General features: G+C 38.5%; 15 protein-coding genes. 8 read left to right on the top strand and 7 right to left on the bottom strand.

What is annotated here, in order from left to right; genetic code table 11:
- Positions 1 to 23: 23 nt before the first annotated feature.
- From NOX80_RS07665 to idi, 3 genes are read right to left on the bottom strand one after another with little or no spacing between them, the layout of a single operon-like run.
- Positions 24 to 479 carry a peroxiredoxin gene (locus NOX80_RS07665; RefSeq protein WP_256552703.1) on the bottom strand — a complete coding sequence of 152 codons (456 nt, stop codon included), beginning with the start codon at positions 477 to 479 and terminating at the stop codon, positions 24 to 26.
- A 2-nt stretch (positions 480 to 481) separates the two neighbouring features.
- Positions 482 to 892, bottom strand: coding sequence for a 6-pyruvoyl trahydropterin synthase family protein (locus tag NOX80_RS07660; protein ID WP_256552702.1), 411 nt, complete (start codon positions 890 to 892; stop codon positions 482 to 484).
- Between the two features lie 6 nt (positions 893 to 898).
- Positions 899 to 1426, bottom strand: a complete 528-nt coding sequence (gene idi, locus NOX80_RS07655; RefSeq protein WP_256552701.1) for an isopentenyl-diphosphate Delta-isomerase — start codon at positions 1424 to 1426, stop codon at positions 899 to 901.
- Between the two features lie 151 nt (positions 1427 to 1577).
- On the opposite strand from idi, the gene NOX80_RS07650 reads away from it, so the two are divergent.
- The gene (locus tag NOX80_RS07650; protein ID WP_256552700.1) at positions 1578 to 2042 is read left to right on the top strand and encodes a GNAT family N-acetyltransferase; all 465 of its coding nucleotides are present in this window, start codon (positions 1578 to 1580) and stop codon (positions 2040 to 2042) included.
- A gap of 87 nt (positions 2043 to 2129) precedes the next feature.
- The gene (locus NOX80_RS07645) at positions 2130 to 3065 is read left to right on the top strand and encodes a S41 family peptidase (protein ID WP_256552699.1); all 936 of its coding nucleotides are present in this window, start codon (positions 2130 to 2132) and stop codon (positions 3063 to 3065) included.
- A 77-nt stretch (positions 3066 to 3142) separates the two neighbouring features.
- On the opposite strand, the gene NOX80_RS07640 is transcribed toward NOX80_RS07645, so the two are convergent.
- The gene (locus NOX80_RS07640) at positions 3143 to 4705 is read right to left on the bottom strand and encodes an NAD(P)/FAD-dependent oxidoreductase (RefSeq protein ID WP_256552698.1); all 1563 of its coding nucleotides are present in this window, start codon (positions 4703 to 4705) and stop codon (positions 3143 to 3145) included.
- 127 nt (positions 4706 to 4832) lie between these two features.
- Here NOX80_RS07640 and NOX80_RS07635 point away from each other — a divergent pair, with 127 nt between their 5' ends.
- Entirely contained in the window at positions 4833 to 5069 is a 237-nt protein-coding gene (locus NOX80_RS07635) for a hypothetical protein (RefSeq protein ID WP_256552697.1), read from the top strand.
- Positions 5070 to 5129: 60 nt separating this feature from the next.
- Here NOX80_RS07635 and recQ read toward each other — a convergent pair whose 3' ends face one another.
- Positions 5130 to 7325, bottom strand: coding sequence for a DNA helicase RecQ (recQ, locus tag NOX80_RS07630; protein ID WP_256552696.1), 2196 nt, complete (start codon positions 7323 to 7325; stop codon positions 5130 to 5132).
- 87 nt (positions 7326 to 7412) lie between these two features.
- Between recQ and NOX80_RS07625 the strand changes: the two genes are divergently transcribed.
- From NOX80_RS07625 to lptB, 4 genes are all read left to right on the top strand, one after another.
- The gene (locus NOX80_RS07625; protein WP_256552695.1) at positions 7413 to 8378 is read left to right on the top strand and encodes a KpsF/GutQ family sugar-phosphate isomerase; all 966 of its coding nucleotides are present in this window, start codon (positions 7413 to 7415) and stop codon (positions 8376 to 8378) included.
- Positions 8378 to 9199 (top strand): twin-arginine translocase subunit TatC, encoded by an 822-nt coding sequence (gene tatC / locus NOX80_RS07620; RefSeq protein WP_256552694.1) that lies wholly within the window; start codon positions 8378 to 8380, stop codon positions 9197 to 9199. Before NOX80_RS07625 ends, tatC begins: the two co-directional genes overlap by 1 nt.
- A 2-nt stretch (positions 9200 to 9201) precedes the next feature.
- The gene (locus NOX80_RS07615; RefSeq protein ID WP_256552693.1) at positions 9202 to 9546 is read left to right on the top strand and encodes a carboxymuconolactone decarboxylase family protein; all 345 of its coding nucleotides are present in this window, start codon (positions 9202 to 9204) and stop codon (positions 9544 to 9546) included.
- Between the two features lie 97 nt (positions 9547 to 9643).
- The gene (lptB, locus tag NOX80_RS07610; RefSeq protein ID WP_256552692.1) at positions 9644 to 10384 is read left to right on the top strand and encodes an LPS export ABC transporter ATP-binding protein; all 741 of its coding nucleotides are present in this window, start codon (positions 9644 to 9646) and stop codon (positions 10382 to 10384) included.
- A gap of 29 nt (positions 10385 to 10413) precedes the next feature.
- On the opposite strand, the gene NOX80_RS07605 is transcribed toward lptB, so the two are convergent.
- A complete protein-coding gene (locus NOX80_RS07605; protein ID WP_256552691.1) occupies positions 10414 to 11298 on the bottom strand; it encodes a glycoside hydrolase family 25 protein in 885 nt (294 codons plus the stop codon).
- A 15-nt stretch (positions 11299 to 11313) separates the two neighbouring features.
- Positions 11314 to 12075 carry a CDP-alcohol phosphatidyltransferase family protein gene (locus tag NOX80_RS07600; protein WP_256552690.1) on the bottom strand — a complete coding sequence of 254 codons (762 nt, stop codon included), beginning with the start codon at positions 12073 to 12075 and terminating at the stop codon, positions 11314 to 11316.
- A 145-nt stretch (positions 12076 to 12220) separates the two neighbouring features.
- Between NOX80_RS07600 and NOX80_RS07595 the strand changes: the two genes are divergently transcribed.
- Positions 12221 to 13291 (top strand): putative type IX sorting system protein PorV2, encoded by a 1071-nt coding sequence (locus tag NOX80_RS07595; protein WP_443134977.1) that lies wholly within the window; start codon positions 12221 to 12223, stop codon positions 13289 to 13291.
- Positions 13292 to 13305: the final 14 nt, after the last annotated feature.

Below are 13305 nucleotides of genomic sequence, written 5' to 3'. Positions count from 1 at the left end.
ATTCTTTTTAGTTGTGTTAAAACTTATTTCATCGCTTTAAGCACTTCGAGTGCTTGCGGCATATGTTGTGCGGCATTCATACTATTAAAGACAGAACAAATAACGCCTTTGTTATCTACCACATAAGTAACACGTCCGGGAAGTAATCCGAGTAAATTCGTCGGAACACCAAATTGTTTTCGGATTTTATTGCCTTTATCAGCCAATAAGATAAAAGGTAAATTATAACGTGCGGCAAATTTTTCATGAGAAGCACTACTATCGCCGCTGATACCGATCACTTCGGCACCGAGATCAAGAAAATCTTCATAGCTATCCCGAAAAGCACAGGCTTCTTTTGTACAGCCCGGTGTATCATCTTTCGGATAAAAGTAAATCACCAACGCTTTTTTTCCTAATACAGTGTTTATCGTAAAAACTTCTCCTTTCGCATCGGTTGTTTCAAATTCCGGAATACGGTCGCCTACTTTTAAACTCATCTTTATTTTCCGTTATAGGTTACAAAATTTCTCGGTGTTTCATATAAAACTACTTCCAGCTCTTTATCAGACGCGATTTTGGCTCTGAGTTTATTCCAGATCACTACTGCGATATGTTCCGCCGTCGGGTTCAGATTTTCAAATTCCGGGACATCCAGATTCAGATTTTTATGATCCAGCTTTTCTTCTACTTCCTGATGAATGATTGTTGCCAATTCCCCAAGATCCATTACATAACCTGTTTCCGTATCTATTTCTCCGGTCACACTTACAATGAGCTCATAATTATGGCCGTGATAATTCGGATTGTTACATTTCCCGAAAACGGACTGATTTTTTTCAAACGTCCAATCTTTCCGGTACAATCGGTGTGCGGCATTAAAATGGGCTTTTCGGCTTACAGTTACTCTCATGGTATTTTAAACTTTATGTGCTTCCAGATAATGATAAAACTTGTCAAAAATAATTTTAAACCAAACCGTATAAATATCCGGATTGCGCTCCATATCTTCTTTAACCGCTTCAATCGTCATCCATTTCCAACTTTCTACTTCTTCCGGGTTAATTTGCGGTACATCGTTATAATATCCGATCATTACGTGATCCAGCTCATGTTCCGTTAATCCGTTATCGAAAGGCGCTTTATAGATAAATGAAAAAAGCTCTTTCAATTCTGTTGTAAATCCCATCTCTTCCTGTAATCTTCTTGATCCGGCCTGAATATTATTTTCCCCTTCCCTTTGATGACTACAACAGGTATTGGTCCACAATAACGGCGAATGATACTTGTGATGTGCTCGCTGTTGCAGCATGATTTCGTTTTTTTCATTCAGCACAAATACCGAGAAAGCACGATGCAGCATCGCTTTTTCATGCGCTTCCATTTTCGGCATCAACCCTATCGGTTCGTCGTTTTCATTAACTAAAATTACTTTTTCTTCTATCATAGTTTTGGATTACCTGCCAAAATTACAAAAAAGAAACGGTTTAAATAAACGTATCTCGATTGTCTCCTTATTAAAAAACAAGCGTATTTTCTTATAATAAGCAAAACTTTTATTACCTTTCTCCTATTCATCACAAAATACTGCACAACAAATGAATCTCAATATCCGTCCCTATCACAGCAACGACAAAAGTCAGCTTATGACTTTAATCCGTTTGAATATTCCTGACTATTTTGCTCCGGATGAAGAAGCCGATTTTGAGGAATACCTGGAACATCATCTCGACTATTATTTTGTGGTTGAAGTTGATGGCATCATTTTAGGCTCCGGCGGATTTAACCGAACAGAAGATCTGAAAACCGCTAAAATATCATGGGATCTCTTTCATCCGGACAGTCAAGGCAAAGGTCTCGGATCTGCTCTAACCCGATTCCGAATTCAGGAAATCCAGAAGTTAGGTGGCATTCAATTAATTTCAGTGCGAACCTCCCAATTAGTTTATCCGTTCTACGAAAAGTTCGGTTTCGAAACCAAAGAGATAGTCAAAGATTTTTGGGATATCGGTTTTGATCTGGTACGCATGGAGCGTCCGTTATTTCATCCGGTCGACAAATAAGTACGCCTCTAAATCTGAATAAAGCGTTAAAGCATACCTTTTTCAGTTAACAGATGTAGTACCTTTACCGGTAATTGAAGCTACATCATGAAATCATTATTCACAATATTATTGGTAGTAACCGTATTATCCGGTTGCCGAAAAGCAGAACAGCCTATAGCTCCGGAAACCAAAACATACCTGAAAGAAGTACTTACTTTATTAGAAACGAAATCCGTAAACCGACATAAAATCAATTGGCCGCAATTTAAAGCCGATGTACTGTCACACGCTGATTCGAATAAAGACACGCATGCTACTATCGTATATGCCTTACAGCTATTACAGGATCCGAACAGTTCTTTTAACACGCCGAAAACAGACGATTTCGACAACGACACTGCACAACCGTCAACTATTACTGAAACGATCCCGAAAAATATAGGTTATCTGCATTTAACAGGGTTTCCAAAAGACGAAGATGAGATTGAAATGTACCGTCAACATCTGATTCAACAGATTACCGCACAGGACAATCGCAATGTAAAAGGTTGGATCGTTGATTTAAGAGGTAATATTACAGGCCCGCTCAGTCCGATGCTCGCCTCGATAGCTCCGGTTTTAGGTAACGGAACTGTTGGTTATTTTACAGACGGAAACTCTTCTGAACCGTGGATTATTGAAAACGGAAAAGTACAATACGGAACTACTATTATAGAAGACATCTACCAATTCCACCAATTAAAAAGGAATACTCCTCCGGTTGCTGTAATAACCGACAATACCACCCGAAATTCAGGAGAAGCTATAGCAGTAGCCTTTAAAAGCCGTCCCAACACCAGAAGTTTCGGAGCTAGTACATATGGCCACACTTCTACAAATGAAACCTATACGCTTTCAGACGGCGCTACACTAACAATTACCGTTGCATTTTTTGCTGATCGCAATCAAAAAGAATATCGAAACGGTGTTACACCCGATCAGGAAAGTTTACCCAACCAAACGATTAAAGCCGCTTTAACCTGGCTACAAAAACAAAAATAGCTTGTTTATTTAGAATACACCTTCTTAAAAACAAGACAAATACTACAAATAGTCGACTATGAAAACTGCAAAAAAAACTAGCTTACAATACTTTCAGCCGCTTTCTGGGCACATTTTTCACCATCGATCGCAGCAGAAATAATCCCGCCGGCATATCCGGCACCTTCTCCGCAAGGATACAAACCTTTTATCTGTAAATGCTCCAGAGTGTAATTATCACGCGGAATACGAACCGGTGATGAGGTACGACTTTCCGGTGCATGCAGAATTGCCTCATTCGTTAAATAGCCATTCATCGATTTTCCGAAAGCCACAAAACCTTCCCGCATAATCTGCGTTAAAAAACCAGGAAAAACCTGACCTAATTCCACTGAGGTTGTACCCGGAACATAAGACGTTTTCGGGATGGATGTTGATATTTTTTGTTGCGTAAAGTCAACCATTCGTTGCGCCGGCACTTTCTGCGTTTCTCCGGCCAGATGCCATGCTTTTTGCTCGATCGCTTTTTGGAATTCCATTCCGGCTAATGCGCCGAATTTAGCAAACGGTTTAAAATCTTCGAGTTTTAATTCCACCACAATACCGGAATTAGCCGTTTCCTGATCCCTCTTAGAAGGCGACCATCCGTTAGTCACCACTTCACCGGGACTCGTAGCACAAGGTGCAATAACACCACCCGGACACATACAAAACGAATACATTCCTCTTCCGTTTACCTGTTTTACGATTGAATACGGTGCAGGCGGTAAAAATTCGCCTCTGAAATCACAAGAATATTGAATACTATCAATTAACGATTGCGGATGTTCAGCCCGAACGCCTAATGCAAAAGGTTTTGCTTCAATCAGTATTTTTTTTCGATCCAGTAATTCAAAAATATCCCGGGCCGAATGTCCGGTAGCCAATATGATTTTTTGCGCCAAAATCTGTTCTCCGGTATGCGTTTCGACTCCGTATACTTCATTATTTTTAACCAAAATATCATTTACCCGGGTTTCAAATAGCACTACTCCTCCACATTCAATAATTTTCTCCCGGATATCCTGTATAATTTTCGGTAATTTATTTGTTCCGATATGCGGATGCGCTTCTACCAATATATCCGGAGAAGCACCATAAGCCACTAATAATTCGAGAATACGATTAACATCACCCCTCTTTTTGGAACGGGTATACAGTTTTCCGTCTGAATACGTACCGGCACCACCTTCCCCGAAACAATAGTTCGAATCTTCATCAACAACATGATCCCGGTTAATCGCTTTTAAATCCCTGCGTCGACCGCGAACATCTCTTCCCCTTTCTATCACAACAGGCTTTAATCCGAGTTCGATTAACTGCAGTGCAGCAAAAAGTCCGGCCGGTCCGGCACCTATAACAATTACTTCCTGCGCATTCGCTACATTTTTATAATCCGGAAGATCGATCTTTAACTCCGTAAAATTTTCATCCCGGAAATAAACCGCTACTTTCAGATTGATTTTCACCGATCGCTGGCGGGCATCAATAGAACGTTTCAATATTGAAACATGTTGAATATCCGAGCTGTTCGTTTGCACCAGTTTTGCAATATATTCCTGTAATAATTCCTGGCTGGCTGCTACATCCGGAGTAACCTGTATTTGTATTTCTCTTGGCATTTTATGGAGTTGATTTTAAATCAGACTGCAAAAATAGTGATTTGAAACAGAAATGTTTCAGCTGATTCTATTTTTCAGTTTTACAGTTTGATGATCCTTTGTAATTTTGTCTTTTAAATTTAATAACATGTCCAGACAAATAAAACTGATTTGGGATTTCCGCGGTCCGGCAGCAGCTAAAACAGCCGAGCATCACGAAATTCATCTAAAAGAATATATCGCTATGGAAAAACTTCCGCTTACGATAACCGGATTTGAAATCCTAAATGACATGCACGCCATTGCTTATATAGTGGTAACTGACGAAACCATGATTTCCGTTCGGGACGCCTTAAAGCCACACCGCGGTGAACTATACGAATAAAAAAACACCTGACAAGCTTTAAATCTGTCAGGTGTTTCATTTTATTAATTGATCATCAAATTAATTAGCGACTTCGCTTATAAATTTGATTCGCATCAGACGTAATTCTTCCGTATCATAATCGCCATCAAATTCTTTTAAGGCATCTTTAATATTATCTGATTCCGATTCCATAAAATAATCATGGATTTCTTCTTGTTGATCATCATCCAATATTTCGTCAATCCAGTATTTGATATTTAATTTGGTTCCGGAATATACGATTTGCTCCATTTCTTTCAGTAGCGCATCCATATCCAAACCTTTCGCTGCTGCGATATCGTTAAGCGATAGTTTTCTATCGATATTCTGGATAATATACAGTTTTAACGCCGAGTTTGCCCCTGTTGATTTCACAACCAGATCATCCGGCCGAACAATATCATTATCTTCCACATATCGGGCGATAAGCTCAACAAATTCTTTTCCGTATTTTTTAGCTTTACCTTCACCAACCCCGTGAACATTACTTAGTTCTTCCAGGTTAATCGGGTATTTAAGCGACATATCTTCCAGAGAAGGATCCTGAAACACTACAAATGGCGGAACACCGATTTTTTTCGCTACTTTTTTACGCAAGTCTTTCAACATTCCCATCAGCGCTTCATCAGCCGTTCCTGTCGATTTAGACGCCGTTACAACCGCTTCATCATCCGCTTCACTATACTCATGATCTTCCGACATCATAAAGGAGCTCGGTTTTTTAATAAATGTCTCTCCTTTTGGCGTCAGCTTTAAAACACCATACGTCTCGATATCTTTAGACAAAAGACCATCCACTAAAACCTGACGAATCAATGCCATCCAGTATTTTTCTTCAAAGTGCTGACCTTTTCCGAAAAAGGGTTGTGCATCCGTTCTATGCGCTTTAATCGTCGCATTGATTTTACCGATCAGCGTAAATATAATTTCTTTGGACTTGTATAATTGTTTGGTATCACGCACTGTTTCCAGCAAAGTGACCACCTGATCCTGCGCTTCGATTTTCTTTTTCGGATTCCGAACATTATCATCCATATCGGCACCTTCACCGTTAACATCGTCAAATTCTTCACCGAAGTAATGCAACAGGAATTTACGACGCGACATTGACGTTTCCGCATAAGCTACAACTTCCTGTAGCAATGCAAAACCGATTTCCTGTTCGGCAACAGGTTTACCCGACATGAATTTCTCGAGTTTTTCAATGTCTTTATACGAGTAGTATGCGATACAATGTCCTTCGCCTCCATCACGTCCGGCTCTTCCGGTTTCCTGATAGTAACTTTCCAGCGATTTTGGTATATCGTGATGGATCACATAGCGTACATCCGGTTTATCAATACCCATACCAAAAGCAATAGTTGCTACTACTACTTCAACATCTTCCATAAGGAACATATCCTGATGTTTGGCTCTGGTTTTCGCATCCAGTCCGGCGTGATAAGGAACAGCACTTACTCCGTTTACTTGAAGTACCTGTGCAATTTCTTCCACTTTCTTTCGGCTCAGGCAATAGATAACACCTGATTTTCCTTTATGTTGTTTGATAAAACGAATAATATCCGACTCGACATTTTTCGTTTTTGTTCGTACTTCATAAAACAAATTGGGACGGTTAAAGGATGCTTTAAAAGTATTAGCATCCGACATATCCAGGTTTTTCAAAATATCCTCTTGCACTTTAGGGGTAGCTGTAGCTGTTAGTCCGATAACCGGAACATCGCCTAGCTGCTTGATGATATTTCTTAGGTTTCGGTATTCCGGACGGAAATCATGTCCCCATTCCGAGATACAGTGTGCTTCGTCAATCGCGACAAAAGACAGAGGTACTTCCCGTAAAAAATGCACATATTCTTCTTTTGTCAGCGACTCCGGTGCTACATATAGCAATTTCGTCAGACCTGAAGTAATGTCTTTTTTTACCTGATTAATTTCTGTTTTAGTCAATGAAGAGTTCAATACGTGGGCAACGCCCGCTTCAGAAGATAAACTTCTGATCGCATCGACCTGATTCTTCATTAAAGCAATCAACGGAGAAACAACAATTGCCGTACCGTCTAACACCAATGCCGGTAGTTGGTAACATAGGGATTTTCCACCACCGGTAGGCATGATAACAAAAGTGTTATTACCTGTAATAATGCTTCGAACAACGTCCTCCTGTAAACCTTTGAATTGGTTAAAACCAAAATACTTTTTTAACTCTTTGTGTAAGTCAATTTCGGTTAGTTTCATTATTTATTATACAGTATTTTACATAAATTTGCAGAATATAAAGATACAAAAATCTTTAATACATACAAATTTTATAAAACTTCTGATTTGAGCACAATCGAAAGCATTTTGGCTACAGCCAGAAAAACAATACAATCTGAAAGTGAGAGCATTGCAAACTTGATTCACTACCTTGACGAGGATTTTGCAAAAGCCGTAAATATCATCTATAACAGCAATGGACGATTGGTCGTTACCGGTATCGGAAAAAGCGCCATTATTGCCACTAAAATAGTAGCTACATTAAACTCTACAGGCACTCCATCTATGTTCCTGCATGCCGCCGAAGCGATTCATGGTGATTTGGGTATGGTACAACCCGGCGATGTGGTAATTTGTATTTCCAAAAGCGGAAATAGTCCGGAGATAAAAGTTCTTGTTCCGTTGTTAAAACGTTTCGGAAATACGCTTATCGGAATGACTGCAAGTAAGTCGTCTTTCCTGGCCAAAGAATCGGATTATGTTTTAAATGCCTATGTTGAAGCAGAAGCTTGTCCGAACAATCTGGCACCAACTAACAGTACAACCGCACAGCTTGTTTTAGGTGATGCGCTAGCTGTTTGTTTGATGGAACTTCGCAATTTTAAAAGTGAAGATTTCGCCAAATATCATCCCGGCGGTGCTTTGGGCAAAAAACTATTGTTACGCGTGAGCGATATGCTTGACAATACGCACAAGCCTTTCGTTACTCCGGATGCCAGTATTAAAAACGTGATTATGGAAATTTCCGAAAAGCGTTTAGGTGTAACAGCTGTTGTTGAAAATGACAAAATCGTCGGTATCATTACAGACGGTGATATCCGTAGAATGCTGAACAGCAGAGACACTTTCAACGACTTGTCTGCCAAAGACATTATGACTAAAAATCCGAAAATGGTCAAATCCACCGATATGGTAGTTGACGCCTTCAACATCATGGAAAACAATTCCATTACACAGCTCGTTGTAGCTAATGAAGGGCAATATATCGGTATTATACATATTCATGACATTCTAAAAGAAGGCATTATCTAATGGCAAAGAAAAAGACTATGAAAGAGATGTCGTTTCTCGACCATCTGGAAGAACTCCGTTGGGTCCTGATACGAAGCACAATTGCAATTTTAATAGGCGGATGCGTAGCTTACTATTACAGTGATTTTATTTTTGACAGCATTATTTTCGGTCCGAAAGACGGTAATTTCGTAACCTATCGTTTTTTCTGTGAACTGGCTCAAAAATATGATCTGGATCAAAGTTTCTGTATGACTGAACTTCCTTTTGAATTACAAAACCGTACTATGGAAGGTCAGTTTGCTATGTTAATCTGGACTTCAATAACAGTAGGTTTTATTCTTGCTTTCCCCTTTATTTTATGGGAATTATGGAAATTTATCAGTCCGGCACTATATGAAAAAGAAAAACGAAACGCCCGCTATTTTATCTTTGTTTCGTCATTGCTTTTCTTCCTGGGCGTTATGTTCGGTTATTTTGTAATCACACCATTATCGATCAACTTCCTTGCTAACTTAACAATCAGCAAATTCGTTGTTAACTCAATCGACATTCAATCTTATATCGGACTGGTAAAATCGACTTCTCTTTCTACCGGACTTGTATTTGAACTGCCAATTGTAATTTATTTCTTATCCCGTTTAGGTATTGTCACTCCTAACTTTTTAAGAACCTACCGAAAATATTCTTACGTAATTATTTTAATCATAGCCGCCATTGTAACACCACCGGATGTTATCAGCCAAATGATTGTAACCATTCCATTGGTGATTTTATACGAACTAAGTATATTTATTTCCAAATTTGTAACTAAGAAAGAAGAACTTAAAAACGAAGCCTAATTATGAGCGATATAGTACAGGAATTTAACGATTACCGTTCTAAAATGAACGATAAGTTATTAAACGACAACAACAAGATTATCAAACGTATCTTTAATCTGGACACCAATGCTTATATGGAAGGCGCACTGGATGTCAAAACAAAAGAGCTACTGGGATTAGTTGCTTCAGCTGTATTACGTTGTGACGACTGTATTAAATATCATTTGGAAACTTCTTATAAGAACGGGATCACCCGGGAAGAAATGATGGAAGCAATGGGAATTGCCACTCTTGTTGGCGGAACGATAGTAATTCCGCATTTGCGACGTGCTTACGAATTCTGGGAAGCTTTAGAGAATAATTAATTGTTAATTTATTCCGCATTTACGCCTTTATTTGTTTATTTGCAGGGCGTTTTTCGGTTAAAAATAAGACCTTACGCAATTTTATAATAGTATAAAAATGAAATTAAGAGCTGAAAACCTAATCAAAACCTACAAAAAGAGGAGTGTTGTAAAAGGCATTTCCGTTGAAGTGAACCAAGGTGAAATCGTAGGATTATTAGGTCCTAACGGTGCCGGAAAAACAACTTCTTTCTATATGATCGTAGGTCTGGTAAAACCAAACAGCGGAAACATTTACCTGGATGATATGGACATTACCGACTTCCCGATGTACAAACGGGCGCAAAACGGAATTGGCTATCTGGCTCAGGAAGCTTCTGTTTTTAGAAAATTAAGTATCGAAGACAATATTTTAAGTGTATTGCAACTGACTAAATTATCTAAAAAAGAACAGGAAGCTAAAATGGAATCCTTGATTGATGAATTCAGCTTACAACACATCCGTACCAACCGCGGAGATTTATTATCCGGAGGAGAAAGACGCCGTACTGAAATTGCACGCGCTCTTGCCACCGATCCTAAATTCATTTTGTTGGACGAACCATTTGCCGGAGTTGACCCGGTAGCTGTAGAAGATATTCAACGTATCGTAGCACAGCTAAAAAATAAAAACATCGGAATCTTGATTACCGATCACAACGTACAGGAAACACTAGCGATTACCGACAAAACCTATTTGATGTTTGAAGGCGGAATTCTTAAAGCCGGAATCCCGGAAGAATTAGCAGAAGATGAAATGGTACGAAAAGTATATTTAGGTCAGAACTTTGAGTTAAGACGTAAAAAACTGGAATTTTAAAAATATAAAGGGCTGTTGTTTAACAGCCCTTATTTTTTTATTGTAAGTGTTCGCAAATCCTCTCCGTTACCATTAAAAACATTGACATCCACAAGACTTTTAATCCCGTTTACTTCCGCTTTTTCAGTGAATTGCCACAACAACCATTCGTCTTTAATATTCTCTACAAAGAAATTATAATTTGCAATCCAGAATTTATATCCCTTGAATTCTTCTTTTAAAAAGTCGTTATAATAGCTTTCTCCGGAATAAATAATCGGTTTAACGCCATAGTGTTTTTCAACTCGTTTTAACCATCTTTTCAATCCCGTTTTAAGGCTATCCATCGATTGATTTTCGGGCAATTGCTCAATATCCAAAACCGGCGGAAAATCACCTTTTTGTAATTTTACGGTTTTAATAAATAATTCAGCCTGTTCCAGTGAGTTTTCATTCGGACGGTAATAATGATAGGCACCCCGTACAAAATGATGCTTTTTAGCCGCTTTCCAATTTTCATCAAAACGACTGTCAACATAATCTTTTCCTGCTGTCGAACGGATAAAAACAAAGCTCAACGGGAATTCTCCTTCGATTTTATCAATTGCTTCCCAGTCAATTTTATCCTGATATTCAGACACGTCAAATCCGACTAGTCGCGTATCATGCCGACTCAGTATTTCAAAAATACGGACATCCGCAATTTTACGTTCTTCCGGACTTAATCGTCCTGCTATTTTATCTGTTTTAAAACCGAGGTAATACAGAAAACCGTTACGATATTGATAAACCGTCGCAACGAGTGTAATTGCTAAAGCAATTGCAGCACTATACAAGATCATTTTCCCGACAGGAAAGCTTTTTTTATTTTTTGATTTTGCTTTTGAACTACGGGATACTGTTGTTTTTTTTCTAGGTGCCGGACGCCTGTTCATTTGAGATTGAACTGCTTAGTTTGCCTTATACGGACTCCCGTTATTTGTCCCCATCTTATTGGTAATTACAGAAAGTAACACATAAAACAAGATAATCATTGGTATACCTAAATATTGGAAGAATACTAAAAACAGCGCTGATATCAACATAAATATCACCTGAGTTTTATTGTTCGCCCAGCTGAAATATTTTACTTTCAACGAAAACAACGGAATTTCAGCATTTAAAATATAAGCACTGAACAAACTGATACCAACTAAAACATAAGGATTGCTCAATAAGTTGGAAAGCGCTTCAAACTGGTTATCGAATAAGATCATCGGCAAGCTCATAATAAATAAAGCATTAGCCGGTGTTGGCAAACCAATAAAAGAGTCTGTCTGACGGGTATCGATGTTAAACTTAGCCAGTCGATAGCAAGAACCTAATGTGATTAAAAACCCTAAATACGGTACAATTCCCATATAAAACGTCTCCGGTGTCAGGTTATAATCCGGTTGATTTTCCTGAATATCGGCCAACATTTTATACATTACCACACCCGGTACTACTCCACTGGTTACCATATCAGCCAGGGAATCCAACTGTACACCAAGCGGGCTTTGCACTTTTAGCAGTCTTGCAACAAAACCATCCCAAAAGTCAAAAAATATACCAACGCAAACGCAGGAGAAAGCTTCATTATAATTCCCGTTAAAAGCATGAATTAAAGCAAAAATTCCGGCAGAAAGATTTAAAAGGGTAATAACATTAGGAATGTGTTTCTTTATTGACATATAAAATTAATTTTTAGAACTATTGAAACTCTTGTCACAAGAGACCAAATTACAAATTTTATGACAAAGGTAATACAATAAGTTAATACAAAATAGAGTTTAGTATTTGAGATTTTTATTTCATATTTGTATAAAATAAACGGCTTTGAAAAAAACCTTATTACTATTATTTCTTTCTTTTCATTTTCTTTCTTACAGTCAGACCATTAGAAAGTATTCCAACGAATTCATGAATATTGGTGTGGATGCTGCCGCTTTGGGAATGGCTAATGCCGTAGTAGCACATTCTGATGATGTAAATTCAGGATATTGGAATCCGGCCGGGTTATTAAAAGTGGAAGGAAAGCAGATTGGTTTGATGCATGCCAGTTATTTTGCCAATATTGCCCAGTATGATTATGCCGGTTTTGCCATGAAAATTGATGAGCGTAGTGCGTTAGGTGTATCACTTATCCGTTTTGGTGTAGATGATATCCTGAACACGACTCAGTTGATCGACAGCCAGGGAAATATTGATTATAACCGGATTAGTCTTTTTTCTGCTGCGGATTACGGTTTAACGTTCTCTTATGCCCGGGCTTTACCATTGGACGGTTTTAATTATGGCGTTAATGCTAAGATCATTCGCCGAATAATCGGGGATTTTGCCAGTTCGTGGGGATTTGGATTTGATTTGGGTATTCAATATGAGAAAAACGATTGGAAAGTAGGTTTAATGGTTCGTGATATCACGACTACCTATAATGTCTGGACTATCGATGAAGATGAATTCAACAAAATAAAAGATGCCGTACCGGGTGAAAACCAGGAGCCACCGGAAACTACCGAAATCACCCTTCCGAAACTACAGGTTGGTCTTTCTAAAAAATTTATCATTCGTTACGATTACAGTATTTTGGCTGCAACGCAGTTAAACATGCGCTTTGCCCGAACTAATGATATCATTTCAACCAATGCTGTAAGTATTGATCCTGCTGCCGGTTTTGAATTTGGCTATACCGATCTTGTTTTTTTACGAGCCGGTGTGGGTAACTTCCAAAATGTAAAACAAATTGACAATTCCGAAAAGTTGAATTTCCAACCTAATTTAGGTCTTGGTTTTAAATACAAAGGCATTCAGGTCGATTACGCGCTAACAGACATCGGTGACCAAAGTGCCGCACTGTATTCCAATATATTTTCTTTAAAAGTTGATTTAGGCATTTTCAGCAAATAATTTTAAACAAACTC

Source organism: Flavobacterium cerinum (genome assembly GCF_024496085.1).
Taxonomy (GTDB): domain Bacteria; phylum Bacteroidota; class Bacteroidia; order Flavobacteriales; family Flavobacteriaceae; genus Flavobacterium; species Flavobacterium cerinum_A.
The sequence above is the reverse complement of the archived record's forward strand: the minus strand, read 5'-3'. Positions and strand labels throughout refer to the sequence as shown.